Consider the following 26,974-nt stretch of genomic DNA (forward strand, 5'->3'; position numbering starts at 1 on the left):
ATTTTCGTCTTCTCGTCACATTAATGACAATTTAAATTAAGAATAATTATTTGAAAAATATGCAGTTTTTGCATAATTTCATTAAGCGTTTCTAGAGGTCGACTTTGACAGTACTCCAACTAAACTTCGAGCATAATTGTTTAAGTTCAGCCACTTCAGATTCGGTTTGCGACACTAACCAATCCAAAATCTCATTGGCAATAGGAGTATGGTTTTTCTGATAGCAATAGTATTGCCAATCACTATGCTGTAAAGCAATGGCTTCAGGACATTTAAGGAACTTTCGTTTGAGTTCAGGTAATACCAATAGCAAATCGGTTACGGTAACACCCTGCCCAGACAGACAGGCACTCAGTGCCAGATCTAAACTAAAGAATACCGTGTCACGACCGAGCTTTTTCCCTTTAAGATCCGCGTTAGCAATCCATAGTTTCCAGTCCTGATGATCAAGCGTGGCATGCAAATGAGGAAGCTTGAGCACATCTTCAATCTGAATACTCTTATCTGACAACAGTTCGGCATAAACTGGCGCCATGTACTCGGCACGCAAGAAAGTCACACCTTGCTTACCTAGGTATCTTTCTTTTTGCCGAGTGTTGATGATCAAGAGATCGCAATCTTCTGATTCGAGCACGGGATCTTCTTCGATAGATGGGATGATTACTATCTCATGCTCGGGGTATCTCTCATTGAGCATCGCGACATTGGGCATCAAAACACGCGTGGCATAACTCAATGCACTTTTGATCACGATGCGCTTTTTAGCCGGAGCCTTCCATTGAGCGATTAATGACTCTAGGTTATGGAAATTTTGCCTCAGAACTTCATACAAGTCTTTCCCTTGAGTGGTCAATTCGATACTACGATGTTTACGAATTAGCAGCGATGCATTCAACTCGTCTTCAAGTTGTTTTATCTGTCTACTAACAGCACTTTGCGTAACGTTTAGCTCATCCGCTGCTTTGGTAAAACTCATCAGGCGCGCCACTGCCTCAAACACTTTTAATCCATTGTGCGAATAAGGAAGACTGGAATAAGGGCTCATATAACTCTCGCATAACCTGAACTCATGCCAGAGTGGCATAAATGTCATTTGAACGCCAGTCTGATAACCCTTACCTTTATGTGATAATGATCACGAGGCTCCCAATGAAAAAAATTCTCTCTCTCGCTATACCACTTATTATCTCGCAAATGATCTCTATGGCATTGGTACTTACTGATGTTTGGATGATGTCGCGATTAAGTGTGTCTGCTATTGCCGCGGGAGGTTTAGGCGCTTCAATCTACTCATTCGTGTTTATCGTGGCGAGCAGTACAGTGGGCTGCGTCGCGAACTTAATTGCCATCGCCTACGGCCAGAGAATTGCTCGTCCAGAGTTTGGCAACCAACAGATCAGACTGGCCGTTAAAGGAGCAGTACTACTATCGGTGATTCTAAGCTTAGTACTTAGCATCAGCTTCATGTTTGTTCCTCAGTTACTTGCGATCGCGAATCAACCGAGTGAACTCGCAGCACCTGCAATGCAATATGTCGATACATTGAAATGGGCAATGCTGCCTTCTTTGCTCCTTCTCGTGCTGCGAGGCTTAACCAGTGCTTTCGGCAATGTGCGTTCGATTATGGTGATGTCATTACTGACCGTTGCGTTAAATGTCCCGATCAGCTACGTACTTGCATTCACTATGGACTTAGGGCTCGCTGGCTTAGGCGCAGGGACAGCACTTGCTGCATTTATTGTCATGATTGGCTACGCCGCATGGGTATTTAAACGCCCAGAGTATGCCTCTTTTGCTCCTTGGCTTAACAAAGATGAGTACTCGCTATCCTTGCTGACTCCGTTACTGGCAATGGGATTACCGATCGCTTTAGCTGCATTACTAGAACACGGCCTGATTTACGGTGGCACACTCATGGCTGGCACCATCAGTATCGCAGCGTTAGCCTTACATCAGATCCTTCTACAATGTTTGAGCTTTACGTGGAACATTAACTTTGGTTTCTCTCAAGCCGCCGCCATTCTTGTTGGCCAAGACTTCGGCGCAGAAAACTACGATGGCATTAAGCGTACCGCTCTTCGTAGCTTTGGTATTACCACAGTGCTCAGTATCATTCTTGCGGGAGGCTTTATGCTTTGGCCAGAGCTTATCGCAGGTATGTTTAACCTTGATGGTGAACTCACGCACTTGCTAGCAATGGTACTTTGGGTTGTTGCGTTGTCATTCATCGTTGACGCATGGCAGCTGTTGGCTATCAACCTACTACGCGGAATGAAGATTGTTATGGGCCCAACCATCATGACAGCGATTGGCTACTGGGTGTTTGGTCTGCCAGCGGCGTGGCTGTTAATGCCGCACTTCGAGCTAGCGGGCATCTGGGGTGGAATTGGGATAGGTTTAGGTGTTACCGGTGTATTGCTATTGGTCCAACTGCTCATGGCAATCAAGAAGCAGCGCAATACAGATTCTCTTGCTGTAGCAATGGGCTAAGCGTAGACTCTCGCTACCATCATGCACTGTTAGGCGATACATCAAGTCATGACCGATCTGGACATCGAATTTGAACACATCTATTTGGAAGTGAAAGCAGAACGTTGGCCGCAAATAGAGCGCTTTCTGTTTAGCTATTACTGTTATCGAGAAGGCTTCGTCACGAGCAAAAACAAGCCCGATTGGGAAACCGCTCGTGCGAAGGCTCCGCGATCAACTAGTGTTCAAGATATTCAAGACTCTGCACTAGAGCCTGTTGTCCCACTCGCGGTGGTCATTGGCGAAATCAAGCGTTACTGGCGAGATGGAGAGCTAACACCAAACTCCCTAAGGCGTATTCTTGATAGCTTACTTAACTATGCGACCATCTCGAAACAAGAACTCACAGAACTAAAAAAAGCTGGCCTGCAAAACGCAATGCCAGCTTCTTGGTATCAAAGTGAAGAGAAGTTACCGATGGCGAGACTCAACGCCATCAACTCGACCTTAAATCAGCCTTTTGATCAGAACTCGTAAAACAATCGAACACGAGCACCAAAATCATCTTCTTCATTAAAGATGTCTGAACGTGCTTGGCTATCCAGATCGTTTGTCACAGAGGTGTAGTAAGAGCCAAGTAATACTGAGAAGTTTTCAACATCCAACACATCACTGAACTCATACGACGCATACCAGGTAGACACATTGACATCGCCATCCGCCCAACCAGAGAATTGTTTGTTTTCATATTGGTTATTTGCGTAAACGTAGCCTACTCCTAAGCCATTCCAAAGCGCGTTAATCCCAGTAGACAGGTTGTTCTCGTCCACCGCATCTAAGTAAGCGAAGTTAAGATTGATCGATAAATCATCTTTAGTCCAATTACCCGTTAAGCCGTAACCTGTTCGATCAGAGATGTCTACGCCATTCGCGACTACGGCATCTGATACTAAGTTCGTCTCCATCGATGCTGCAACTTTGAAATCGCCCATTTGGTAAGCCACCACTGGGCGAATCAAGAAGGAATCTTTACTGCTATCAATCGTTTGACCGTGGTAAGTCCCGCCATCAGTACCATCACTGAACAGATTTGAACGGTCACCAATCATAGAACTCAGTTCAAGGTAGAGGTTTCCGAAATTTTGGCTATACATGATCTGGCCATCAGAACCACGTCCACGTGCCTCTTTCATTTGGTAAGTATATGCGGAGCCATCAGTATACAGTTCATTCGATGTGTCACCCGAGTATTCGAGGAAAACATCTAGTCCAACTGGGAACATATCGTAAGCTTCATAGCGACCAGCTTTGATTGCCCAACCGTCTTTCTTACCAAATGCAAAGTAGGCATCATCCAAGGCAACATTACCCGTGCTTTCAAACAGCGGCTGCGCCTTTACAGCGACAAAGTGACCATTGCTGGTGTACTTTTCTCCCGCAAATTCGATCAGAACACGACCATCTTGGTTGAATTCTTGCTCGCCTGAATCATTCGACTCTCGATCTTGATAATTAAAGTTCAGCTCGACGTTACCGCCCACAGAAAAATTCCCCTCCTCAGTATCAATAATACTGATTCCGGCATGGGCAGAAATCGCAGTTGATACAAGCATGGCAGCAAGCGTCAGTTTAAATGTGTTGTTCATGTTAACCCCTATGGTCAATGTTTTATTATTGGTTTGTGCTCGTCGGCACTTGGTCTTTTCTGGACAGTGAAAGGACAATCATGTCGATGCGGTTCTGCTCGAAATGTGGGGTTATTCTTACTCACTAATTTGACAAAAAACAGAATGCTAAACCGATTTTGCAGCCATAAATCACAATTTATTGATAAGATTATTAACCTTTAAATATCATCAACTTACATATAAAAATTGCTACATTTAGATATTTTGATATCAAACACTAGGAAAATGTGAACTCTGTTTTTAATTGGTCGAAACCATCATCGACTAGAAAATCATAATCACGAGGCATGACTGTCAACGATGTGCCCTTTTAGGCACCACTTAGGTTTCCCGATGTGGTCAAGCTGAAAAAGCCACCCCTGAGGGTGGCCGATATACAAGTAAATAAAAGGCTGTGACTCAACGTCGACAGATTTAACTGGATGAAAGCTGAATAGGTGCTAGATAGTGGATAACCCCTGATGCATTCGCAATACGTAACTGTGACAAGTCCTGAACAAACAGACGCGAAGTAAACACGGCTCGACCATTATCAGCGAAAATCTCGATGCTAGAATGATCGACAAAGATCCGTATGACCTGCTCGTCTTGAGCGCGTTTTGCATAACGAACAGTACCAAACTGCTCGGCATGCAGTTGCGACACGTTGCTCCTATCAAGGCAAAATTCAGAGCTCGACCCGCTAAACTGTAAGCACTCTTGTAAGTCATTGCCGAACAACACACAAAACTCCCCTTTTACCTCTAGCTCCAACTCAAAAGCCGGAGAGATGAGTCGCTGCTTAGGGGTGAGTGACAATGAAGTTTGACGCAGTGCAGTGAGTTCCGTTAAAGGTTGTTGCAATAAATACTCACCTTCGACTGTTAGTTGTCGAGGTATTGTCAGCATGTGCGCCCAATAGTTTTTATCCGTAGGATATTCACTTTTTGAGTTGCCCAACCAGCCAAGGAGAATTCGTCGCCCTTGCTCATCTAAGTATGTTTGCGGCGCATAGAAATCGAAACCTTTATCAAGCTCATGCCAACCCGTATGGGTGTAGGTACATGAGTTGAAATCGATTGGATTGCCGATCATATAAACAACAGAGAAGACGTTGTTCAGATCGTATTTGCTATCACTTGCTACACCTTGGGGAGAGAAGATAAAAATGCCCAAATCATCTTGTTCAAAATAGTTAGGGCACTCCCACATATAGCCAAAATCTTCGAGACCAATATCGATGTTACCTAAATGCACAAAACCGTCATTGCGAAAATTGTGGTACGCCGCAAGCTTACCTTTTCCATCCACCCCTTGCGCGCCCACTAGCATGTAGTGTTGGTCGTTTTGTTCAAGGATAATCGGGTCACGAAATTCATGAGTGTAATGTTCACGATTCTCTTCTACCAAAACCCCTTTCTTACTCACCTCTCCCTGTTTGTTCATTACAGCAAATGCTTGGGTCTGGTGAATTTCACCCATTTGATCAATGCGATTGGCGGTGTAGTAAAGATGCAGCTCCTCTTGCTTGGCTAGCGCGACCCCAGTATAACAACCTTGCAAGTCGTACTCTTGATCTGGCCACATCGCCACACCATGGTCATAAAAATGAACGAAGTCTTGGGTCGAGACGTGATACCAGTGTTTTAAGCCATGCACTGGCCCAAGTGGAAACCATTGGTAGAAAAGATGATGCTCACCATTGAAGAAACTCAAACCATTAGGGTCATTGAGTAAGCCATGTGGTGGAGCAATATGATAGCTCGGATAATAAGGGTCAGATTGAGCGAGGTTTTTAATTTTATCGAGATAAGACTGAGAAACTTCACTTAACCTAACCAAACGATTTTGGCGATTGGAAAAGTCCATAACGACTCCGAAAATAAAACGCGCCCTCAAACGTGAGGGCGCAAAAGTGAACTAATTGGTTTCTTTGTAGAACAGCTTAGTGAGTATGAAAGCGCTACTGGCCGCGGCTAACATAACGACAATGTACATACCCAAACCTCCACCTAAGTAAAGCAACATACCAGGTAACATGGTCGCACCTGTCCCCGCGGAACCAATCCCAGCAATCGCGCCCAAGCAGCCACCAATAGCACCGCCAACGCAGCCATATAAGAAAGGTTTAACCCTTGGTAACGTGATGGCGAACATGGCTGGCTCGGTGATGCCAAAAAGCGCTGGTAACGCCGCACCAAACATACCTGACTTCTTCACTTTGCTGGTTTGCATCATCACAACTGCCATCGCTGCGCCAAACTGACCTGCAATGGCTGCTGTACCTAGTGGGTTGATGTAGTCAAAGCCAGTATCAGTCACCATAGCAATCGTGATCGGCACTATGGTGTGATGCATGCCAGTCACGGCCATAAACTGAATAGCCCCACCATAAATAAGACCACCAATGCCATAGGGAATCTGTAAGAAGTACAGTACTAACTCAGTAATCAGCTTCTCAATACCCAGTAATAGAGGACCAACAAACACCAAGCCTGCAATCAGCGAAATCAATAAAGTAATAAATGGTGTAAGGATAAGATCGAGGACTTCTGGCACGTATTTACGTGAGGTCTTTTCGACCATCGCCGCAAACCACCCCATAAACACAGCAGGAAGAATCGAGCTCTGTAATCCAGTCACTGCGATATCAAAGCCCATGAAAGGTATCATTAGCGCTTCAGCGTTGCCGAAAGCGACATCCCACTTACTGGCCAACTGTGGCGCTACCAGCATCAGCCCCAACACGATTCCTAACACTGGGTTACCACCGAATACCCGCATCGCCGACCAAGTCACCAGCACAGGAATAAAGATAAAGGCGGTATCGGTCAACACTTGAGACAATACAGTCAGTTGAGGAGACAACTCGACGCCAAAACCGTTAACGATAAGCCCGCGCAAACCCATTAACAGCCCCGTCGCCACCAATGCAGGGATAATGGCGACAAAGATATCAGAGAAGGTTCTTGTCACCGATTGGAATGTACTGACCTGTTCAGTTTTGGTTTTCGGCTTTTCGTCATCGATAACCTCTTCACCTTTTAATACGGCAAAGACTTTACCAACAAACCCCGTACCTAAGATCACTTGATGCTGACCGTTTTTTTCAAAGTAGCCGTGAACACCTTCCGTCTCACTAAGAGCTTGAGCGTCAACTTTCGTATCATCGACTGCAACGATGCGTAGTCGAGTCGCGCAATGACTCAACTGCTCGATGTTGCTTTCACCACCGAGCAAAGCCAGCACCTGATCAGCAACGACTTTTGGATCTCTTGCCATTTGTTTCCTCTCCTAAGAGCACAAAAAATAACAACCTGTATTCAACATGTATTAGAATAATACAGGTTAAATACAAGTTAAACCATTTTGTCGTGTTCAATGACCAATTATTGCGTCCAATCACAATTTTCATGGGAGTTCTGATTTGTATAAATACAAAAAAGCCCCACAAATGTGAGGCTCCGTTTACGCTCTGGCGGTAATTTCAAAGTCATACACACTGGATTTGTAGTAAACAATGGAATACTCATACACACGTTGTTCACTCAAGTAGTTTTGCGACTGGTTAATCAAAATAGGCTCTGAGGCTGGCACCGACAATAATGATTGAATCCGCTCATCTGGCAGCGCTGGAATCAGTTTCTGTTGAGTCTTGACCATTTGAATACCTTGCTGACTCAAGTAATCAAATTTAGAGCCGAGCAAATCATCATGATTGAGTGATGGCAAGATCTCTCTGGGAATATAAAACTCCTCATAAGAGACGACTTGATCATTCACTAAACGTCGTCTCGCCGCACAATTCACCCTAGCCCCCACAGCAATGTTCAACTTAGCGGCAATGTCTGCGCTAGCCTCAATAACCGTAAAAGAGTCGACCAAATTTTTAGCTTTGAGTCCTGATCCAGCGGCCTCTTGGGCAAAACCAGACATCGACAGAAAATCATGGCGAAGCTTAGTCGGTTTAACAAAGGTGCCTTTGCCTTTTTCTGCAAACGTGTAGCCCTGCTCATTAAGATACGCGAGTGCTTTACGGACTGTCACTCGGCTGACTTTTAGTTGTTCAACCAACTGATTTTCAGAGGGTAAACGGCTGCCCGCAGGAAACACTCCCTGATCGATTCGCTGTTTTAGGTCTTCGGCCACTTGCAAATAAAGCGGCAATGATTGGTGCGTATAAATGTCAGTCATAGTTTATCGTCGGTAGTGAATCTTTGCGGGAAAAGAGAGTCGCTCTGGTTGACGGTTTGGCTGATTCAATAACGCCTTGCCCTCGTCAAACAAGGCCTGAGCAATTAAATCGCAATCTTGTTCTACCGAGTCTATTTTGATCGGCAGGCAATCGAGGATGTCGTAGTTATCAAAGGTCGCGATTTGGATGTCCGCTGAAAGCAAATCATGCTCAGTCAGATAACGCAGTACTCCTTCAAGCAAAGAGTATGATGCCGTAAATATCGCCTGAGGCGCTTTCCCATGCTGCGACATGATCGTCGCCATCATCTCGTATCCAGAAGACGGCCGGTAATCCTTGTTCAATACATGCTGTGGCTGGAAAGCGATCCCAGCTTGATGCAAACCAGCTTGGTAACCAGCAAAACGGTCTTTACTCGGAGACAGGTCCATTTGACCACCAATATAAAAACACTCCTCAAGACCTTGTACCAAATGCGCAACCACTTGTTGCGTCGCGTTGGCGGAGTCGGTTTTGATACTGGTAAATACGCTCTCTTCAATCACGCGGTCAAAAAGAATGACCGGGGTCGTTTGTTTCACTTGATGAAAGTAGCTCTCGCTCGTTAACGAGGTGGCAATGAACAATACGTCAACTTGTCTATCCACTAAGCTTTGGATGACCTGTTTCTCCATTTCAGGATCATCGTCGGAGGACGCTATCAGTAGTTGGTAGCCCTGACTTCGACATAGCACTTCGAGCTTCTTGGCAATGGTCGCGAAACCCATGTTGGTTAAATCAGGAATAACAAGACCAGCAGTGTATGTCTGCTTCGATTTCAGTGCACGAGCATAAATACTCGGTGAGTAGTTATGTGCAAAGGCGATCGCCTCAACTTTTTTCACCGTCTCTTCGTTAATACGATGTTTTTTCGCGTGGCCGTTGAGAACAAAACTCACCGTTGATTTTGACACTCCCGCTAACTCAGCAATGTCGGCCAGCTTAAACTTTTTGGTGGTCATTCTTATCCTGTATTTACCTAGAGGTGTTTGGCGTTCATCGCCCTATTCTACTGACCTAGAGAAAGATTTCTAACGCTTTACTAGGCGAACATGCCTTGGGATCCAAATTGAGATAAAAAGATCGCCACGGATCACAAAACGCTTCCCATATCGGCATTATAGCCTAAACGAACTAGATTGCTAAATCGTTTTAGCCTTATAATTAGCCTATCCTAATTGAAAGACTAGAGGTGACAATTATGAACAGAGTATGGGTAACAGGAGACGCTGTTGTTGACTTGATTCCAGATACGGAATCTACCTACCTTAAATGTCCAGGTGGTGCTCCCGCAAACGTAGCTGTGGCTATTGCACGCCTTGGAGGCCAAGCGGCTTTTTTTGGGCGCGTAGGCCAAGATCCACTCGGTCGCTTTATGAAGCAAACATTGACCGCAGAACGCGTGGACACTGAGTTTATGCGACTCGACGATAAACAACGCACCTCTACTGTGATTGTCGATCTTGATGATTCAGGTGAGCGTAGCTTTACCTTTATGGTCAAACCCAGTGCCGATCAGTTCCTTCTACTAGAGGATTTACCTCAGTTCCAATCGGGAGATTGGCTGCATGTCTGCTCGATTGCATTGGCTAACGAACCGAGCCGCAGCAGCACTCTTGAAGCGATGCGCCAAATTAAAGCCGCTGGTGGATTTGTTAGCTTCGATCCAAATCTGCGTGAAGAAGTATGGGCAGAGCCAGCTGAATTAAAACCTGTTGTCAGCCAAGCCATCGAACTGGCAGATGTGGTTAAGTTCTCTGACGACGAGCTGATGTTTCTTACTGAAACCAATACATTAGCCGCAGGTTTAACCGCCGTTGAAAAGTATCACAATACGTTAGTTTTGATTACTCAAGGAGCGAAAGGCGCACTGGTCGTATTCAATAACGAGCAGCGCTTGATATCAGGTCAAGCAGTGAAGCCCGTTGATACGACGGGCGCGGGTGACGCATTCGTAGGTGGCTTGTTAGCCAAGCTATCGCAACACAAGGATTGGGCGAACCACTCTAGTATTGAGGCAGCAGTTCAATGGGCGAACGGTTGTGGCGCTTTGGCGACAACTCAGAAAGGTGCAATGACGGCGCTGCCCAGCGAGCAAGCATTACTCGAATACATCTAACACCTTGCTCTAAACAACAGAAAGCCCCAAGTGATCATACTTGGGGCTTTTTTGATTGATGCGATTTAACTTTTAAAAGGTGCGTGGCTCGCATTCAAGCGCTTGATTCGCGCTTGCGTCGGTTTACCGTTTAATGAAATTCCCGTCGAATCTGGAGCCGTGAACACACGAGAAGTCATCACCGCTTCCCCACCATTAACGAACACTTCAACCGAAGAGCGATCAGCGAGAATACGTAGTTTAACGGTGTCACTGGTTAATGGCAGCTCGCGTATCGTATCCTTAGCTCGATTGAGGGTTTGGGAGCGGTCCATGACTAACACTTGGTGCTCAGCATCCGCGGTTATGGTCAGCTTATGCTGGCTGCCTTCAAACAGATTTAATTGACTGCCCCACTCAAGCTCTAGGGTCAAATCAAAACTCTTAGTTTCAAGGTTATAAGCGCTATTGCTGAGCGTCACTGTCTGCTCGGGTTGAGCCAATGTTTCAATTTCTGCAACTGGCCATTGCACCAATTGACCATTGTTTACCGATAACTCACGCATTGCTGTTAACTGGTGAATCCAGCCATTGTCTGCGGAAGGCTGGTCAATCTCATCCGGTAGCCCCATCCAGCCGCACATCACGCGTCGGCCATCAGGTGTCAACATGGTCTGTGGTGCGTAGAAGTCGAAGCCGTAATCAAGGTGTTGAAAATCCGACAGCTCCAGCCCGTTTTCGGCACTCAATGTGGCGCGTGCAATACCGTTGTGATGGGGAATCGTGTTATGAGCAGAGAACGAATCGATGCCCTGAGGCCCAATCACGGCATAGGTATGCTCTGCAATCGTAAATAGATCTGGACACTCCCACATGTAGCCAAAGTCACCCAACTCTTCTCCATACAGCCCTTTGAACTTCCATTCTTTTAGGTTATCTGAAGTGTAAATCGCTAAGCGCCCCTGCAGATCGCTAGTTTGTGCTCCAAGTAACATCACCCACTCTTCACCGTAACGCACAATTTTAGGATCTCTAATATGCGGGGTGACACCTTCAGGAAGGCAATCGATCACTGGACCATGCTTGATAAAGTGATAACCGTCATCCGATATCGCTAAACACTGGGTTGTATGACGATCGCGTTGCTCACCAATTCGAGTATTACCCGTATAGAACAGCATCAATTGGTTGTCATGGCTAAGTGCATGACCAGAGAACACTCCATGAGAGTCAAACCAATCTGAAGGTGTCAACGCAGTAGATTGCCACTGCCAGTTGACCAAATCAGCGCTTGAGAGATGCGCCCAGTACTTGTCTTTATGCACGCAAGCGTGCGGATACCATTGGTAAAAAAGGTGATACTCACCATTGTGGAAGACAAAACCATTTGGGTCGTTAAGCAGACCTTGAGGCGGAGAGACATGCCAATTCGGTCGATGCGGGCATGCAGTCGGTGCTAACCTTGGTGCGAGTGCTGCACGTTGGTTTTCTGCGATGTATCGGCCTACTTTTAGCAGGGCTTCACTATCAAATGACTGAGTACGCTTAAACACCACCTGAGATTCCCCCAGTATGTCCCTAACATCTACGATAAGATGGCTGTCAGCCACTAACGAAACATCAGCAACCGCTAAAATCAGCTCATCATTAGGAACTAAAACCCGAGTAACATTGTTTTTGCCACCACAAAGGGTGAGATAGTGTTCAACAGACATCAAAAATTACCTAAAAATTGGGAACGTTTGCAAAACTACATTATCAGATTAGAAAGTACAAGAGATGTCGTGCTGTTTGGCCGCTATTGTCGTGATCAAGAGCACAAAAAAAGCCTGATAGCTCAGGCTTTTTCTTAAAGAGAATCTGTTCTGGCTAGCAGGTTTCTCGCTCAATATTTTGGAACGTTAACACGAGTTTACTCATCACTTGTGGCTTTCCGTCAATTAGCTCCAGCAACATTTTTGCACCACTTTCCCCAGCCTTATCAAAAGCATAGTTAAAGGTAGATAAACTTGGCGAGTTGATGTATCCCAGCTCGTCATTGCCGACTCCAAGAACTTTGATTTGTTTACCCACTTCAATTCCTGCCTCTTGGAGCGCTTTTATTGCTCCGACAGCAATACGGTCAGTGGCACAAAACACGCCATCCATGCTTGGGTGACTGGCAACAATTTGCTTCATGTTCGCGTAGCCTGATTCAATGCTAAACTCTCCGTGGCAATGGAAGAGCAATTGTTGGTCATTCATCGCTAACGCTTGCGTTAAGCCATCTGAGCGTAGTTTGTCGACAGCTACATCAGAATCAGGAACACCAATAAAACCAATTTGCTTGCAACCCGCCGCAAGCAGTCGATTCCCCGCTTCAAAACCAACGCGGAGATCGTCATGGACAACGCTCGGGATATTAAACAATGAACCATCTTGTCCAACGAGCACAACGGGCGCTTTAGACTGACTTATTGCTTTAACTAATTCGTTGTCGATATGCGTAGCATAAAGCACAATCCCTTCGACACGTTTCTGGTTAAACAACTGAATATATTCAATTTCTTTTTCACCAGACAATTGAGCACTCGCCAATAGGACATGTTTGCCTGCTTGTTCAAACACTCGGCTTAAACCGTCAATCCCTTGCGCAGTCGCATGTGAAGAAACACGAGGTACTATCACACCAACTAAGTTGGTTTTCTGTGATTTCAGGTCTTTCGCCACCTGATTGACCACATAGCCAACCTCTTCTACCGCTTTCATCACTTTAACCTTAGTGGCCTCTTTTACGCCATATTCGTTATTGATCACTCGAGATACGGTCGATTTAGAGACTCCAGCCAGTTCTGCGACGTCATGTAAGCTTGCCATTGAGGGCTCTCATAATAAGTTATTGGGATTGTTTGCAAAAAGTACCAGATTTCAAGGCAATTTCCACCTTGCCCAATCGGTTTAGCAAAATATTTTAGCAGATCTATCTCACATAAAACCCCAATATGTTTTGACTCATTTCCATTGATCGCAAAGAATCGATTTTGCAAACGTTCCCAAAAAGTATTCAACACCTTTTTGAACTATTAACTAGATAAGTAGAAGATAACAACCGGGGTTTGGAATGAACTATCCAATTATTGCAAAAGAGCTGCTGGAGCTTCTTGGAGGCAAAGATAACCTTCAAGCGCTCGCCCACTGTGCAACACGCCTACGTTTAGCGTTAAAAGATGACTCAATCATTGATGAAGAGGCTATCGCTAACCTTGACGGGGTAAAAGGCCAATTTAAAGTTGCTGGTCAATATCAGATCATTTTTGGTTCTGGAATTGTTAACCAAGTCCATGCAGAAATGGCAAAACTTACTGGCATGAGTGAGATGTCAACCAATGACGTCGCAAGCGCTGGAGCAGAAAAACAAAACATTGTGCAACGCGCGGTAAAAGGCTTGTCTGATATCTTCGTTCCAATCATTCCAGCCATTGTTGCGGGTGGTCTGTTGATGGGTATCTTTAACTTGCTCACAGCGAAAGGACTGTTTATCGACGGACAATCCTTGATTGATGCAAATCCTGGACTCGCTGATCTTGCAAGTATGATTAACACCTTTGCTAACGCGCCTTTTGTCTACTTGCCAGTACTTCTTGCTTTCTCTGCCAGCAAAAAATTCGGTGGCAACCCATTCTTGGGAGCTGCGTTAGGTATGTTGATGGTTCACCCAGATCTGCTTAACGGCTGGGGATTCGGTGGAGCCAGCGTTGCGGGGACTATCCCGACTTGGAACATCTTCGGTTTTGAAATCCAAAAAGTAGGTTACCAAGGTTCAGTTCTTCCCGTTCTTGTCTCTGCATACATTCTAGCCAAAGTAGAAAACGGCCTGCGTAAAGTTATCCCTTCAGTATTGGATAACCTGCTGACTCCTATGCTCGCCATTTTCATTACCGGTTTCTTAACGTTTACCCTTGTTGGTCCTATCACTCGTGACATCGGTTTCCTACTTGGTGACGGCCTAAACTGGTTATACGATTCTGCAGGCTTCATCGGTGGCGCGCTATTCGGCTTCATTTACGCACCATTTGTGATTACCGGCATGCACCACAGCTTTATTGCCATTGAAACACAGTTACTCGCTGACATCGCAGTGACCGGCGGTACGTTTATTTTCCCAATTGCCGCTATGTCAAACATCGCACAAGGGGCTTCTGCGCTTGCGGTTGGTTTTACAACTAAAGATACCAAACTAAAAGGAATCGCTATGCCCTCTGGTGTAACGGCCTTACTTGGTATTACTGAACCAGCAATGTTTGGGGTAAATCTTAAGCTTCGTTACCCATTCATCGCAGCCGTTATCGGTGCGGCCGCATCAAGTGCCTTTATCACTCTATTCAATGTTAAAGCGCAAGCTTTAGGGGCAGCTGGACTACCTGGTGTTATTTCGATTGTGCCAGATAAGCTAGGTTATTACGTGGCTGGTATGGCAATTTCATTCGCCGTTGCATTTGGCCTAACCTTGGTACTCGGCGCACGCGAGCGCATTAAAAACGCAAACGCTGCCACAGCTTAAAATCGGTTCTTAATGGACTAGAACCCCCGTAGTCAAAACACGTTTTGACTCCTGCCCCACTTTCGAGTGGGGCTTTTCTGTTTGGCGTTTTTAAATCAGGTGTCTTTCTAGGATCTAACGGCGGAGTGTATCTTTATTGCCAAAGGCAAAAACAAATAGGAAACCAAAGGGACAATAATGGCGACCGAGACAAAGGTCACCACTTCCTTATTGTCTGAAACGTTTTCCACCACAAACGGTGGTATGGCGTAAACCAGCGGCAATAAAATGATAAAGGTATACAACGCCACCCAATGCCGCGAGGGTGGCGCTGAATTTTCAGCGCCTTTCATTACTATCCTCGTGCAAAGTAGCTATTCATTACATATCCATACTTAGTCGTATGCTCTGCCAATACCTGACCCAGAGCTTCACCATGCTCACTTCTCCAGTCGTTCATTAGCTCTGCCAAGACCGATGCCCAAGTCGTCACTTTGACCCCCGCTTGAGTTAGCCGTTGCACTGTCACCTCTTGCACTGTTTTATTCCACGTCCCCGACGCGTCAATAACAGCGTATACGTCGTAACCTTCCTCTACCGCCGATAAAGCAGGAAACAACAAGCAAACATCGGTGACTATTCCTGCCATAATGATTTTCTTACGCCCAGTTTTTTCTATCGCTTGCTTAAATGCCAAGCTATCCCACGCATTAATCTGGCCTTCACGTTCAATGACATTCTCACCCAAAATGTTGGTAATCTCAGGCATGACTGGCCCATTAGGGCCTTCCGGTAAGCTCGCTGTCACGACACTTGGTAACCCGATCGCTTGCGCGGTTCTGGTTAAACCAACAATGTTGTTCTTTAGCACGGTAGGATGTTCATCCCCTAGCCCTACCATCAAACCTGTCTGGTGATCGATCATTGCTAGTACTGCATTTTCTGCCGTTAGAAACTCTGAATATTTTGTTTTCATTGTGTATCCCTCACTCATTGCTTGTGGTTAGAACTGTTCCATAAAAATAAGGATCAATTGACTCTCTTCTCGTGCAGTAAAAGTCAGTTCCTCGGCGCGGACTAGCGTCCCTGCTTCAACTTCAACCCCATTTATCTCTGCGTGGCCTGTGCTCAAATAAGCCAAAACCTCTCCATGATGCTGTGTTTGATAACCTTCCTCAGCTTGTACCATTTCGATAATGGTGTGGCTGTCAAACGTCTCCGACTGAGTGTTGCGACCGCCATATATTCTGGTTCGTTGATTCGCTTTCGGGGTATAGGATTTGTAACCTGCTGGTTCTCCTGCTACCTCAGGTAAGACCCAAAGTTGGATAAGCTGGTTTGAAACACCGTCTGGATTGGCTTCATTGTGTGCAAAACCTTCCCCACCAGCACGCTGCACCTGAGCTTCGCCAGCAACAAGGCCTTTGCCATGCTCAAGTGAGCCTTTATGGCTAACACGCCCTTTCGCCATAACGCTTATCACATCAATTTCTCGATGTGGGTGCATACCTGTTTCGCCATACGGGACGAAGTTGGCATCTGCTAGGTAAACAAAATTGCCAATGCCGTTAGAAGTTTTAGGGTGCTTGCGAGCGCCAAATACCCGGTAATCTGTGACTAGCTGCTTTTCTTTCAGTCCAGCAAAGCCACCTTGAGGAAGTTGGTCAAGAGTTAGAATTTCCATCGCTTAATCCTTAATATTTTCTAAGTGATGGAAGTAGAATAGTTTGGTATGAGATATTGATATATAAGCTCTCTGATACAATACTGTTCAATATTTGATAACAATTGACCAGAAAATGCTGAATTGTGATTTAAACGACTTGATGGTTTTTGCCACGGTCGTGGAAAGAGGTAGCTTTACAGCAGCTGCCGAAGCCTACAATACGCCCAAATCGAACATTAGTCGTAAGATTACTCGGCTTGAAAAGCATTTAGGAGTCAGACTATTAGAGCGCTCAACTCGTTCTCTTAACATAACTGAAGTGGGCCAACGCTACTATGAGTACTGCCGGAGAATTAAAGAGGAGCTTGATGCCGCAGATAGCGCCGTTGAGTCGATGTTGCAAAGGCCTCAAGGACGATTGCGAATTTGTACATCCTTAGGGGTGGGTCAATCGCTACTCTCCGAACACTTGGCTGCCTTTTGCATGCAAAACCCAGATGTGGAGTTGGATCTAACACTAACAAACCGCCGCGTGGATCTGATTGAAGAAGGATTCGATCTCGCTTTTCGAGTCGGTGAGTTGGCCGATTCCACACTCGTTGCAAGGCGTCTTTGCTCCATTGAGTTAAGGCTTTATGCCGCCCCCAATCTTGAGTTCGAGCGACTGTCTCATCCTGATGAACTCACTGCACAACCATTGATGTTGATGAGCGCTAAAGAACGTAGTGCTGATTGGCATCTTGTTTCTAGTGATGCTGAACATCATTTATCATTTAAGCCAAGTGTTCGTTGTGATGATTTCTCGATGTTGAAACGTATGGCGGTTCAAGGACTCGGTATCACAGAATTGCCCGATTATATGGCTAAAGAGTTTGAAGAGAATGGTAAGCTAATTAACGTCTTACCCGACTGGAAGTTCAAGCCTGTGACCCTTTATGCGCTATACCCTAGTCACAGAGGAGCAACACCTAAAGTTCGGGCATTACTCGATTATTTACACAACGTATTAAAATAAATTGGCTAGCTAAAAAAATAATGAAAACTGTCTATCAAATTAGTGATTGTCACCTGAGTGATGAATCAAGCTATGAGAACCTAAAACAAGCTCTGGTTCATGCAGAGCAAGATACCAGCTGTGACACTCTACTTCTCACCGGCGATATTTGCTGTAATCCAAAATCTGGAGACTACGCTAAGCTCGTCGCCTTTGTTACTCAGTATGTCACCAGTAAAACGATTTTTGCCATCGCAGGGAATCATGATGACTCCCACCTGATGAGGGAAGAACTTAAAGGCTCAGTAATTAAAGTTGCCGATAAGGCTAAGATTCATGGTCGAGATGTCTTGTTCCTCGACTCAAGCTATAAGCCGATAGATGCTCAACATCCGCTTGGTTCGGGCCGGATAGATAACCGTGGCCTGGCTAAGTTCAGAAAGCAAATTCGAAAGACAAGTAACCCAATTGTGGTTGTCCACCACCCCGTGATCCCAGTTGGCGCAGACTGGATGCAAGCCATTCGCTTAGAAAATGACACGCAACTCATGGCACTTTTACGCAAGCATAAGGTAAAAGACGTGATTTGCGGCCATGGCCATGATGGCATTATTGAGACAAGGCAAGGTGTAACCCAATATATGGCGCCTGCCACGGCGTATGGATTCGATCACTCTATTAATGAATACAACCGCAGCGACAGAGTTGGCTTGAGTAAGATAACTTTTTACATTGAGTCTATTGATTATCAGCCTATCTATCTTTGAACTTCGCACAAGAAGCTACGCTAGGCATAAAAAAACCTGCTGACAAAGCAGGTTTTTTACTATCTGGTCAGCAATGATTCCTCGCGTAGCAACGCACGAAAACTTCTCAGAGACGTGAGCTACGATAGCGTCAACCGTACCAGCGATGTCGGCATCTTCAAGCGTACGCTCTACAGATTGTAGTGTTAGTGCGATTGCTAGGCTCTTCTTACCTTATTATCTAACCTCTTGATACTTTCAGGCTAACTCTACGACTAATGTCTAACTAACTGAGACTATTTGTTTTTTTGCGTTTGGTTTAAGGTACTAACAACTTAAATGATTACGTTTATTTGTAGGGTAATTTGCTCGTTATATTTAACTGTGAACCTCAAGCTTTTTACAACAAGACCAATGATATTCTTGCTTGTTTCCGACCCTATTCTTAGTCAGTCATCTTCACTTTTTAATAATAACTCAAGTTACACCCAATATAGATTTATCGCATTTTTTGTAGAAAAACGAATCTCACTCACTACTCCGCTACCTCTTAATACCGGGAGTAAATTACGTTTGTTGGAACAACACACCTCAGAGTGTGAACGAAAGGAATCAAAATGAGCAGTACTTTAGAGTCCGCACATATAAGAACAGATAAGCCTCAAGCCAATGAGGATGAACTCAGTTATCAACAACAACACAAACCAAGCTCTGAATTTGAGTCCCGAGAGCAGTATCTAGAGCACGAGTTGCAAATCATGTCGCCTAAACGCTGGCGTCCAAACTTGCCGTTTAAAGATTATCGATTTGAGATTGAGGACACCATCCCAGCAATGGCGGCGACCATTGGTAAAGTGGTAATGGTGGGCGCTATTGCAGCAACCTTTGCCGGAGCTCTAGGGCTAAACGAAGGGTTTATTCTAGAAAATGTTCGTTATGAATTACTTATCGCTTCAGTGTTCATTATTCTTTTCTCTGGTTTTTTATTGCCAACCGCTAACCTCGCAGGTACACACGGCCCACTTATCCCTTTGATTCCGATTGTTGTTGCCGCTGGTGGACACCCGATGGCCTTTGGTTTGCTGATTGGCGCGTTCGGCTTATTGCTCGCTATCAGTAAAGGTGGCAGCATGTTGGCAAATCTCACCAGTAAAGGCGTGTGTGGCGGCTTATTGCTCTACCTAGGCTTTGTCGGGACCGTTTCTCAAGTCAAAAAGCTATTCGCTTGGTCTGAAGGAATTGGTATGAGTCACATTGCTTTCGTCGTGATCTTTTGTACCATTATTTTGTACGCGCTATTGGAACATTTCCGTAAGCGTTGGCTAGCGGTACCTCTTAGTTGCTTGCTGGGTGGCACGTTAGCTTTTGCGATGGGCGCACCGTTTTCTTTCCAAACCGAGCCTGGTTTACCTCATATGAACCCTATGTATTGGTGGGGAGAAGATACAGGTTGGATGCTAGGCCTACCGACAATTGAACATTTCATGGTGGTATTGCCGTTTGCTATTTTAGCAGTGGCTATGTGGTCACCGGACTTCTTAGGACATCAAGTCTTTCAAAAAATCAGCTACCCGGAACGTACCGAAAAAGTACACATGAACATTGACGACACCATGACCACGGCTTCTATTCGTCAGACGTTTGGTTCTTTACTCGGTGGTACTAACTTTACCTCTTCATGGGGGACTTACATCGTACCAGCCGCAATTGCTAAACGCCCTATTCCTGCGGGTGCTTTGCTGACGGCTCTGTTTTGCATCATCGCCGCAATTTGGGGCTACCCGATGGATTTAGCTATCTGGCAACCTGTACTTTGTGTTGCACTAATCGTTGGGGTATTCGTCCCATTGCTAGAAGCTGGCATGGAAATGACGCGCGAAGGGAAAACCACTCAATCTGCCGCAATCGTTGTGTTTTCATCAGCGCTAGTAAACCCTGCATTTGGTTGGTCGCTCACTATGCTGTTAGACAACTTAGGCTTAATCGGTTGTAAAGAACGTAGCGGCGAACTGAGTAAAATGAGCCGTTGGGTGTTACCGGGCATTATGTTTGTGGTGCTAACAGGTGTGATGGCGTTAGTTGGCCTTCTACCAGGGCTACCAGCGATTATCCCTAGCTTTCGCTAACCGTTAGACGCGAGTTGCAGCCAATGGGTATTTAACCTCTCGGTTATATCTGTAAAAACAAAGGCCTCGCAATAGCGAGGCCTTTGTTATTCTGAGGTAATGACCAGCTAGCTCATTTTTGCCCCAAGATGTTTCAGAAAGCATAGCGCTAGTCATCGAATTAATTAATGTGTAAATCATGCAATTAGACCTTCCAGCAGCCACGGATGAATCCCTAGCAGAAGCAAAATTTTCGCCTAATTGAGGGTGATCAGTCTTTTTTGCCAATGAGCAAGCCGACATTTTGTTGTTTAATGTGTAACAACTGCTTCTTAAGCTTGCTTAAATTGCCAAATTCATAGAATGGTACGTGAAGAACTGCGACAAATCCTGCGTCAAGCATCATATTATGCCATTGACTTCTGCTATTAAAGCAGACCCCGACACCGGCCGTATTTGCACCCATCTTTTTGATTATTTGAGCCAAAGATTTCGATGAAGTCGATTGATAGATCAACGCGCTCGGTAAGTTGTGAACAAATTGCCCTTCATAAAAGTTCTCAAACACGACCACGATGCCGTTTTCAGAGAGGTTTTGAAATGAACGCTCTAGAGCTTTCTTTTGCAGCGTTACCGATCTTTCGTAGCTGTCACTAACAAAATGGTGAAGAACCCAATTGAACTGAATAACATCGAATTTTTCAGTGAAAATGGTGTCTTGGAAGGTTGAACACACTAACTGCTTTCTAGGGTGAGGGTGGTTTTTCTCGATTAGAGACTGTTCTGGCTCAACTAAAGTGACGCTGGCGTTGGGGTAGTATGACAGAATCTTATCAGCGTACATGCCATTACCTCCGCCAACATCGAGCAAGTGGAACGGGTATTGGGTGGGGTAAAGCATATTGAGATGCTTTACCAAGGTAGCGAACATCGCATCATCTATATACTCGATGTCAAACGATACTGTTTGTTCAGGGGTAAGTTTGCGTACTACTCCGGCCATAATGTTTTCTCAGTCTGGAAATCTGAAACTCCAGCAAGCTCTATACCATTAAATATTGCTTTAAATTTCAGTGATTAAAGATTTTATTCCTTCAGGGTTCGTTCGAATTTGAATTTGAGACTCAAAATGACAGCTACAAGGGAGCGTCTTGCTATGGTGTATCAAGAGGGGCTGTTTACGTATTCAATGTTGGGATAATCTAACTTTTGGCCCTTACTTCACTATGAAATCGACTCGATTAATGCTTTTAGACTGATGCTGAGCATAACATCCGACAGTTTTCCTTAACTTGTTTATGTCCACTAATGAGTTAACACCCAACTCCTTATTCGCCCCAAACAAAAAGGCCTCGCAATGCGAGGCCTTTGGTTTTCTATCTAATCAGAAGTGATTAGTCGCGTAGAGACGCACCAAACTTCTCAGATACGTGAGCAACGATAGCGTCAACCGCACCAGCGATATCTGCATCTTCAAGCGTACGTTCAACTGACTGTAGTGTTAGCGCGATTGCTAGGCTCTTCTTACCTTCTTCAACGCCTTTACCAACGTAAACGTCGAATAGTTTAGCGTCTTTTAGGAACTCACCACCTTGCTCTAGACATGCTGCAACGATGTCGCCAGAAGCGACTGCTTCATCAACAACTACCGCGATGTCACGACGGTTTGATGGGAACTTAGAAAGCTGAACTGCTTCAGGAATCACTTTAGTGCTGATTGCAGACCATTCCACTTCGAATACGATAGTACGGCCGTTTAGACCAAACTTACGCTCTAGTTCTGGGTGAACTGTACCGATTACACCAACTTGCTTACCATCAACGATGATAGCTGCAGATTGACCTGGGTGAAGTGCAGGGTTCGCTGCTTTATCTTCAGCAGAAAGCGCTGCGAAAGAGTATGCCGCTTCGTTAGCTGTTAGCTCAAGAACCGCTTCTAGATCGCCTTTCAGGTCAAAGAAATCAACTGTGTTGGTTTCGATGTCCCAGTGCTCTTCGCTGCGAGTACCTGCGATAACACCTGCAAGCATAGGCTCTTGGCGCATACCGTTTTCAGCAGACTCACATGGGATGAAACGTAGGCCGTATTCGAATAGACGAACGCGTGGCTGTTGACGTTTCTGGTTGTGAACCACAGTGTTTAGTAGACCTTGGATTAGGCCTAGACGCATTGCTGACATATCCGCAGAGATTGGGAATGGCAGGATTAGCGGCTCAACACCTGGAACAACAAGCTTTTGCTGCTCAGGTTCAACGAAGCTGTAAGTGATGGCTTCTTGGTAACCACGGTCAACAAGTAGGTTACGAACGCGTTTTAGCGGAATGTTCGCTTCAACGTGGTCGTGCATCTTAAGTGCTGCCGCTGGGTTTTGGTTAGGGATGTTATCGTAACCGTAGATACGACCTACTTCTTCAATTAGGTCTTGCTCGATTGCGATATCAAAACGCCATGTTGGTGCTGTCGCAGTCCAACCTGCGTCAGTAGTTTCTACAGTTAGGCCAAGACGCTCTAGGATCTCAACTACATCGCTGTCTGCAATGTGGTGGCCTAGTAGGCTGTCTAGCATAGTACGACGTAGTGATACTGTGTTTGCTTTTGGTAGGTCAGCTTCTGACTCTACTGCAACAACGGGTGCTACTTCACCGCCACAAATCTCAACAAGAAGTTCTGTTGCACGTTCCATTGCGCTTGTTTGTAGTGCGAAATCGACACCACGCTCAAAACGCATTGAAGAATCTGTGTGTAGACCGTAGCTACGCGCGCGGCCACGGATGTGATCTGGTGCGAAGAATGCACACTCAAGTAGTACGTCTTTAGTCTCAGTGGTTACACCAGACTCTTCACCACCAAAGATACCTGCGATAGCAAGGGCTTTGTTGTGGTCTGCGACAACTAGAGTATCAGCGTTTAGCTCAGCTTCGTTGCCGTCTAGAAGAGTTAGCTTCTCGCCCTGCTCTGCCATACGCACTACGATGCCGCCTTCAATCTTAGCAAGATCGAATGCGTGCATTGGCTGGCCTTGCTCTAGAAGAACAAAGTTAGTGATATCAACTACTGGATCGATAGAGCGAATACCACAGCGGCGCAGTTTCTCTTGCATCCAAAGTGGTGTTTCAGCTTGAACGTTTACGTTCTTAACCACACGGCCAAGGTAACGTGGACATGCTGCAGTCGCTTTCACTTCGATAGAAACTGTGTCGTCGATAGCTGGTGCTACTGCGTTTACTGCAGGCTCAGTTACGTCAGCACGGTTTAGAACGCCAACTTCACGCGCCATACCACGGATGCTGAAACAGTCAGCGCGGTTAGCCGTTAGGTCTACGTCTACTGTTACGTCGTCAAGACCTAGGAATTCGCGGAAATCAGTACCGATTGCTGCGTCTTCTGCTAGTTCCATGATGCCATCAGATTCAACGTCGATACCTAGTTCAGAGAATGAACACAGCATGCCGTGTGATGGTTGACCACGTAGTTTTGCTTTTTTGATTTTGAAATCGCCTGGTAGAACAGCACCAACAGTCGCTACAGCAACTTTGATACCTAGACGACAGTTAGATGCGCCACAAACGATGTCTAGAAGTTCTTCAGCGCCAACATCTACTTTAGTTACACGTAGTTTGTCAGCGTCTGGGTGTTGACCACACTCAACCACTTTACCTACTTTAACGCCAGTGAAAGAACCAGCAACAGGTAGTACGTCGTCTACTTCTAGACCCGCCATTGTGATTTGGTGTGTAAGTTCGTCAGTCGATACCGCAGGGTTTACCCACTCACGAAGCCAAGATTCGCTAAATTTCATAGTGATGTATCCCCTGGATTACTTGAACTGTTTTAGGAAACGAAGGTCGTTCTCGAAGAACGCACGAAGATCGTTTACGCCGTAACGAAGCATAGTTAGACGCTCAACGCCCATACCAAATGCGAAGCCAGAGTATTTCTCAGGGTCGATGCCAACGCTGCGAAGTACGTTAGGGTGAACGATGCCACAACCTAGAACTTCAAGCCATTTGCCGTTCTTACCTTTTACGTCTACTTCTGCTGAAGGCTCAGTGAATGGGAAGTAAGAAGGACGGAAACGAACTTCAACTTCTTCTTCAAAGAAGTTGCATAGGAAGTCGTGCAGAATACCTTTAAGCTGTGCGAAGTTTACGTTCTCGTCTACTAGCATGCCTTCCACTTGGTGGAACATTGGCGTGTGCGTTTGGTCGTAGTCGTTACGGTAAACACGGCCCGGTGCGATGAAGCGGAATGGTGGTTTACCATTTTCCATCGTACGGATCTGAACGCCAGACGTGTGAGTACGTAGCATTAGATCAGGGTTAAAGAAGAACGTGTCGTGGTCAGTACGCGCTGGGTGATCTTCTGCGATGTTTAGTGCATCAAAGTTATGGAATGCATCTTCAATCTCAGGACCAGACTCAGTGTTAAAGCCTAGCTCACCAAAGAACTGTTCAATACGCTCAACAGTACGAGTCACAGGGTGTAGACCACCGTTCTCGATACGACGACCCGGTAGAGTCACGTCGATTGTTTCTGCTGCAAGCTTCGCTTCAAGCTCTGCACGTTGTAGTGCATCTTTACGAGCTGCGATCGCTTGTTGAACAACGCCTTTCGCTTTGTTGATCTCTTGACCAGCTTCACGGCGCTCTTCTGGTGGTAGTTTACCTAGGCTTTGAAGTTGAGCTGTTAGCTCACCTTTTTTGCCTAGATACTGAACACGCACTTCATCAAGTGCGACTAACGAATCTGCAGCTTCAATTGCTGCATTCGCGTTAGCAATGATCTCTTCTAGATGTTGCATCGTTTCCTCATCTACCTTTTGGTAGTTTCCATAAGGTTTCCCGGAAGGGAATTTCGGTATTTTCAAGTAGCTGTACATAGTAACGAAAGCAACGTTCAAAGCCAAACTGAAATATCCTTAGAATCGCCTGTTGGACACTTATCAAGCATCTAAATTGGCTAACCACTTTGATACTTGCCGCAATGACATCACTTTTTGTTATCATTAACATAATCTAAAATAATTTTTACTTATTCATCAATGGCGATAAATTGGCTTTCAACAGAGTTAAGAAAGAAATTGAGGTAAACATGAATCTAACAATCACTCCTATTCTTCCTGAGCATGACCAAGCAATATGCGAAATTATTCAGGAGGTTGGCGCAGAATTTGGCGCTGTTGGTGAGGGTTATGGCCCTTCAGATGCAGAAGTGAGCAACATGAGCCAGCACTATACCCTTGAGAATAAGTCACTCTATCTTGTCGCTAAACTAGACGGAAAAATAGTCGGCGGATGCGGGCTCGCTCCATTTTCAAGTAGTGACAAAGTCTGCGAGCTAAAGAAGCTGTTCCTTCTGCCGGATAGCAGAGGGCTCGGTTTGGGTAGAAAGCTAGTGTCTGCTTGTCTCGATTTTGCTCGTGAACAAGGGTTCGAATCTTGCTATCTCGACACCTTATCCAATATGAATGCTGCGGTTCGAATGTATGAAACGTTTGGGTTTGAGCACCTATCCCAGCCACTGGAAGGCACTGAGCACAATAGTTGCGATGTCTGGATGCTAAAAGAGCTGTAATTGATGAATAACTACAAACTCCTGCCCGCTTTAAATGCACTGCTCCAAACGCAGAGCCTTACGGAAGCGGCTAAAAAGCTGAATGTGACTCAACCAGCAATGAGTCGAACACTCGGTCAAATACGAGATGCTTTTGGCGATCCCATTTTAGTTCGAGACGGAAAGGAGTTTGTGCTAACCAATAGAGCGCAAGAGCTAAAACAGACCTTGCCTAACCTACTGAAACAGATGGATGCGCTTTATCAACATTCTGATTTTAAGCTCGAAGGCATTGAGCGGCGCTTTCACATTGGGTTTGACTCGTTTGTCTCAGGCGCTGCGCTCCCTGAGATCGCAAAGCTCGTCACGACAGATTGCCCAAATGCTTTCATTCATGGTTCGATAATAGACAACGGACAGCTAGAGGCGCTTGCCACTAGCTCTCTTGATGTCGTTGCCACAATGGCGGTTGATGTTCCCAATCATATTCATGGCAAACGTATCGCGAGTGACCATTATGTTGTAATCGGGTCAAAGCAGAGCTTGGGACGAAGTAAAACGCTGTCTTTACATGAGTATTTTGCAGCGAAACATATTCAAGTGAGTGGATTAGGTGACAAGACCCGCGAGGTGGATGGCGTGTTTAAGAAACGCGAACACCAAAGAGTCATCTCTGCGGTGATGCCTGATTTGCAGAGCGCCGCCAAGTTACTCGAGTTCAGTGAGTATACAATGACTGTTCCGAGCCATATTGCGGCTTCGTTGTGCCAGCAGTATGCGCTGCAAACAATACCATTACCTTTCCAGCTTCCAGAGCATCATTACTACCTGCTGTGGCACGAAAAGCATCATAAAGACCCCGAGCATCGATGGTTTCGTCACGAGTGCTATAAGCTGATTAAGCAACACTTCAAAATTTGAA

General features: G+C 45.5%; 23 protein-coding genes and 1 pseudogene. 9 read left to right on the plus strand and 15 right to left on the minus strand.

The window, feature by feature from the left end; translation table 11 throughout:
- Window positions 1-91 precede the first annotated feature (91 nt).
- On the minus strand, window positions 92-1,045 hold the full coding sequence (locus tag AC6R00_RS00925) for a LysR family transcriptional regulator (RefSeq protein ID WP_500639029.1): 954 nt from the start codon (window positions 1,043-1,045) through the stop codon (window positions 92-94).
- 104 nt (window positions 1,046-1,149) lie between these two features.
- Here AC6R00_RS00925 and AC6R00_RS00930 point away from each other — a divergent pair, with 104 nt between their 5' ends.
- Both AC6R00_RS00930 and AC6R00_RS00935 read left to right on the plus strand, forming a co-directional pair.
- The gene (locus tag AC6R00_RS00930; protein ID WP_500639030.1) at window positions 1,150-2,490 is read left to right on the plus strand and encodes an MATE family efflux transporter; all 1,341 of its coding nucleotides are present in this window, start codon (window positions 1,150-1,152) and stop codon (window positions 2,488-2,490) included.
- A 48-nt stretch (window positions 2,491-2,538) separates the two neighbouring features.
- Window positions 2,539-3,006: a hypothetical protein gene (locus AC6R00_RS00935; RefSeq protein ID WP_500639031.1), complete on the plus strand. Its 468-nt coding sequence runs from the start codon at window positions 2,539-2,541 to the stop codon at window positions 3,004-3,006.
- Here AC6R00_RS00935 and AC6R00_RS00940 read toward each other — a convergent pair.
- From AC6R00_RS00940 to AC6R00_RS00960, 5 genes are all read right to left on the minus strand, one after another.
- A complete protein-coding gene (locus AC6R00_RS00940; protein ID WP_500639032.1) occupies window positions 2,994-4,115 on the minus strand; it encodes a carbohydrate porin in 1,122 nt (373 codons plus the stop codon). The genes AC6R00_RS00935 and AC6R00_RS00940 overlap by 13 nt on opposite strands.
- Window positions 4,116-4,571: 456 nt before the next feature.
- Window positions 4,572-6,005 carry a glycoside hydrolase family 32 protein gene (locus AC6R00_RS00945; protein ID WP_500639033.1) on the minus strand — a complete coding sequence of 478 codons (1,434 nt, stop codon included), beginning with the start codon at window positions 6,003-6,005 and terminating at the stop codon, window positions 4,572-4,574.
- 51 nt (window positions 6,006-6,056) lie between these two features.
- The gene (locus tag AC6R00_RS00950) at window positions 6,057-7,418 is read right to left on the minus strand and encodes a PTS transporter subunit EIIC (RefSeq protein WP_008076589.1); all 1,362 of its coding nucleotides are present in this window, start codon (window positions 7,416-7,418) and stop codon (window positions 6,057-6,059) included.
- Window positions 7,419-7,604: 186 nt separating this feature from the next.
- The gene (locus tag AC6R00_RS00955) at window positions 7,605-8,330 is read right to left on the minus strand and encodes a GntR family transcriptional regulator (RefSeq protein ID WP_008076590.1); all 726 of its coding nucleotides are present in this window, start codon (window positions 8,328-8,330) and stop codon (window positions 7,605-7,607) included.
- Between the two features lie 3 nt (window positions 8,331-8,333).
- Entirely contained in the window at window positions 8,334-9,332 is a 999-nt protein-coding gene (locus AC6R00_RS00960; protein ID WP_500639034.1) for a LacI family DNA-binding transcriptional regulator, read from the minus strand.
- Between the two features lie 239 nt (window positions 9,333-9,571).
- Between AC6R00_RS00960 and cscK the strand changes: the two genes are divergently transcribed.
- The gene (gene cscK / locus AC6R00_RS00965) at window positions 9,572-10,489 is read left to right on the plus strand and encodes a fructokinase (protein ID WP_500639035.1); all 918 of its coding nucleotides are present in this window, start codon (window positions 9,572-9,574) and stop codon (window positions 10,487-10,489) included.
- Between the two features lie 65 nt (window positions 10,490-10,554).
- On the opposite strand, the gene AC6R00_RS00970 is transcribed toward cscK, so the two are convergent.
- Window positions 10,555-12,183 (minus strand): glycoside hydrolase family 32 protein, encoded by a 1,629-nt coding sequence (locus AC6R00_RS00970; RefSeq protein ID WP_500639036.1) that lies wholly within the window; start codon window positions 12,181-12,183, stop codon window positions 10,555-10,557.
- 154 nt (window positions 12,184-12,337) lie between these two features.
- A complete protein-coding gene (locus AC6R00_RS00975; RefSeq protein WP_500639037.1) occupies window positions 12,338-13,324 on the minus strand; it encodes a LacI family DNA-binding transcriptional regulator in 987 nt (328 codons plus the stop codon).
- Between the two features lie 244 nt (window positions 13,325-13,568).
- Here AC6R00_RS00975 and AC6R00_RS00980 point away from each other — a divergent pair, with 244 nt between their 5' ends.
- The gene (locus tag AC6R00_RS00980) at window positions 13,569-15,008 is read left to right on the plus strand and encodes a sucrose-specific PTS transporter subunit IIBC (protein ID WP_171382010.1); all 1,440 of its coding nucleotides are present in this window, start codon (window positions 13,569-13,571) and stop codon (window positions 15,006-15,008) included.
- Window positions 15,009-15,115: 107 nt separating this feature from the next.
- Here AC6R00_RS00980 and AC6R00_RS00985 read toward each other — a convergent pair whose 3' ends face one another.
- Genes AC6R00_RS00985 through AC6R00_RS00995 form a run of 3 tightly spaced genes read right to left on the minus strand, consistent with a single transcriptional unit; the run spans window position 15,116 to window position 16,671 of the window.
- Window positions 15,116-15,340 (minus strand): putative antibiotic biosynthesis monooxygenase, encoded by a 225-nt coding sequence (locus AC6R00_RS00985; RefSeq protein WP_500639038.1) that lies wholly within the window; start codon window positions 15,338-15,340, stop codon window positions 15,116-15,118.
- A gap of 2 nt (window positions 15,341-15,342) precedes the next feature.
- Window positions 15,343-15,963: an isochorismatase family protein gene (locus AC6R00_RS00990; RefSeq protein WP_486794197.1), complete on the minus strand. Its 621-nt coding sequence runs from the start codon at window positions 15,961-15,963 to the stop codon at window positions 15,343-15,345.
- A gap of 27 nt (window positions 15,964-15,990) precedes the next feature.
- A complete protein-coding gene (locus tag AC6R00_RS00995; protein ID WP_500639039.1) occupies window positions 15,991-16,671 on the minus strand; it encodes a pirin family protein in 681 nt (226 codons plus the stop codon).
- A 115-nt stretch (window positions 16,672-16,786) separates the two neighbouring features.
- Here AC6R00_RS00995 and AC6R00_RS01000 point away from each other — a divergent pair, with 115 nt between their 5' ends.
- Together AC6R00_RS01000 and AC6R00_RS01005 are read left to right on the plus strand one after the other, a co-directional pair.
- Window positions 16,787-17,668, plus strand: a complete 882-nt coding sequence (locus AC6R00_RS01000; protein ID WP_500639040.1) for a LysR family transcriptional regulator — start codon at window positions 16,787-16,789, stop codon at window positions 17,666-17,668.
- Window positions 17,669-17,688: 20 nt separating this feature from the next.
- Window positions 17,689-18,414 carry a metallophosphoesterase family protein gene (locus AC6R00_RS01005; RefSeq protein WP_500639041.1) on the plus strand — a complete coding sequence of 242 codons (726 nt, stop codon included), beginning with the start codon at window positions 17,689-17,691 and terminating at the stop codon, window positions 18,412-18,414.
- Window positions 18,415-18,513: 99 nt separating this feature from the next.
- On the opposite strand, the pseudogene AC6R00_RS01010 reads toward AC6R00_RS01005, so the two are convergent.
- Window positions 18,514-18,627: pseudogene (locus AC6R00_RS01010) on the minus strand (phenylalanine--tRNA ligase subunit beta-related protein); the annotation flags it as partial.
- A 383-nt stretch (window positions 18,628-19,010) separates the two neighbouring features.
- On the opposite strand from AC6R00_RS01010, the gene AC6R00_RS01015 reads away from it, so the two are divergent.
- Window positions 19,011-20,519 (plus strand): DUF3360 domain-containing protein, encoded by a 1,509-nt coding sequence (locus AC6R00_RS01015; protein ID WP_500639042.1) that lies wholly within the window; start codon window positions 19,011-19,013, stop codon window positions 20,517-20,519.
- A 250-nt stretch (window positions 20,520-20,769) separates the two neighbouring features.
- Here AC6R00_RS01015 and AC6R00_RS01020 read toward each other — a convergent pair whose 3' ends face one another.
- The 3 genes from AC6R00_RS01020 to pheS form a co-directional block, all read right to left on the minus strand.
- On the minus strand, window positions 20,770-21,501 hold the full coding sequence (locus AC6R00_RS01020; RefSeq protein ID WP_500639043.1) for a class I SAM-dependent methyltransferase: 732 nt from the start codon (window positions 21,499-21,501) through the stop codon (window positions 20,770-20,772).
- A gap of 391 nt (window positions 21,502-21,892) precedes the next feature.
- On the minus strand, window positions 21,893-24,298 hold the full coding sequence (gene pheT / locus AC6R00_RS01025) for a phenylalanine--tRNA ligase subunit beta (RefSeq protein ID WP_500639044.1): 2,406 nt from the start codon (window positions 24,296-24,298) through the stop codon (window positions 21,893-21,895).
- A gap of 18 nt (window positions 24,299-24,316) precedes the next feature.
- Complete coding sequence (gene pheS / locus AC6R00_RS01030) at window positions 24,317-25,300, minus strand: phenylalanine--tRNA ligase subunit alpha (RefSeq protein ID WP_500639070.1); 984 nt, start codon at window positions 25,298-25,300, stop codon at window positions 24,317-24,319.
- A gap of 290 nt (window positions 25,301-25,590) precedes the next feature.
- Between pheS and AC6R00_RS01035 the strand changes: the two genes are divergently transcribed.
- Window positions 25,591-26,073 (plus strand): GNAT family N-acetyltransferase, encoded by a 483-nt coding sequence (locus AC6R00_RS01035; RefSeq protein WP_500639045.1) that lies wholly within the window; start codon window positions 25,591-25,593, stop codon window positions 26,071-26,073.
- A gap of 3 nt (window positions 26,074-26,076) precedes the next feature.
- Window positions 26,077-26,973 carry a LysR family transcriptional regulator gene (locus tag AC6R00_RS01040; protein ID WP_500639046.1) on the plus strand — a complete coding sequence of 299 codons (897 nt, stop codon included), beginning with the start codon at window positions 26,077-26,079 and terminating at the stop codon, window positions 26,971-26,973.
- The last annotated feature ends 1 nt before the right edge of the window (window position 26,974 follow it).

The sequence above is a fragment of the Vibrio sp. R10-SF1-ISO8 genome, from assembly GCF_059833805.1.

Coding starts and splice junctions, on each gene's coding strand:
- AC6R00_RS00995 (WP_500639039.1), bottom strand. CDS start 16,671: ATGGAAATTCTAACTCTTGACCAACTTCCTCAAGGTGGCTTTGCTGGA.
- AC6R00_RS01035 (WP_500639045.1), top strand. CDS start 25,591: ATGAATCTAACAATCACTCCTATTCTTCCTGAGCATGACCAAGCAATA.
- AC6R00_RS00990 (WP_486794197.1), bottom strand. CDS start 15,963: ATGAAAACAAAATATTCAGAGTTTCTAACGGCAGAAAATGCAGTACTA.
- AC6R00_RS00940 (WP_500639032.1), bottom strand. CDS start 4,115: ATGAACAACACATTTAAACTGACGCTTGCTGCCATGCTTGTATCAACT.
- AC6R00_RS00945 (WP_500639033.1), bottom strand. CDS start 6,005: ATGGACTTTTCCAATCGCCAAAATCGTTTGGTTAGGTTAAGTGAAGTT.
- AC6R00_RS01000 (WP_500639040.1), top strand. CDS start 16,787: ATGCTGAATTGTGATTTAAACGACTTGATGGTTTTTGCCACGGTCGTG.
- AC6R00_RS00985 (WP_500639038.1), bottom strand. CDS start 15,340: ATGAAAGGCGCTGAAAATTCAGCGCCACCCTCGCGGCATTGGGTGGCG.
- AC6R00_RS01015 (WP_500639042.1), top strand. CDS start 19,011: ATGAGCAGTACTTTAGAGTCCGCACATATAAGAACAGATAAGCCTCAA.
- AC6R00_RS00935 (WP_500639031.1), top strand. CDS start 2,539: ATGACCGATCTGGACATCGAATTTGAACACATCTATTTGGAAGTGAAA.
- AC6R00_RS00960 (WP_500639034.1), bottom strand. CDS start 9,332: ATGACCACCAAAAAGTTTAAGCTGGCCGACATTGCTGAGTTAGCGGGA.
- AC6R00_RS00930 (WP_500639030.1), top strand. CDS start 1,150: ATGAAAAAAATTCTCTCTCTCGCTATACCACTTATTATCTCGCAAATG.
- AC6R00_RS00955 (WP_008076590.1), bottom strand. CDS start 8,330: ATGACTGACATTTATACGCACCAATCATTGCCGCTTTATTTGCAAGTG.
- pheT (WP_500639044.1), bottom strand. CDS start 24,298: ATGAAATTTAGCGAATCTTGGCTTCGTGAGTGGGTAAACCCTGCGGTA.
- AC6R00_RS00980 (WP_171382010.1), top strand. CDS start 13,569: ATGAACTATCCAATTATTGCAAAAGAGCTGCTGGAGCTTCTTGGAGGC.
- AC6R00_RS01040 (WP_500639046.1), top strand. CDS start 26,077: ATGAATAACTACAAACTCCTGCCCGCTTTAAATGCACTGCTCCAAACG.
- pheS (WP_500639070.1), bottom strand. CDS start 25,300: ATGCAACATCTAGAAGAGATCATTGCTAACGCGAATGCAGCAATTGAA.
- AC6R00_RS01005 (WP_500639041.1), top strand. CDS start 17,689: ATGAAAACTGTCTATCAAATTAGTGATTGTCACCTGAGTGATGAATCA.
- AC6R00_RS00970 (WP_500639036.1), bottom strand. CDS start 12,183: ATGTCTGTTGAACACTATCTCACCCTTTGTGGTGGCAAAAACAATGTT.
- AC6R00_RS01020 (WP_500639043.1), bottom strand. CDS start 21,501: ATGGCCGGAGTAGTACGCAAACTTACCCCTGAACAAACAGTATCGTTT.
- AC6R00_RS00925 (WP_500639029.1), bottom strand. CDS start 1,045: ATGAGCCCTTATTCCAGTCTTCCTTATTCGCACAATGGATTAAAAGTG.
- cscK (WP_500639035.1), top strand. CDS start 9,572: ATGAACAGAGTATGGGTAACAGGAGACGCTGTTGTTGACTTGATTCCA.
- AC6R00_RS00975 (WP_500639037.1), bottom strand. CDS start 13,324: ATGGCAAGCTTACATGACGTCGCAGAACTGGCTGGAGTCTCTAAATCG.
- AC6R00_RS00950 (WP_008076589.1), bottom strand. CDS start 7,418: ATGGCAAGAGATCCAAAAGTCGTTGCTGATCAGGTGCTGGCTTTGCTC.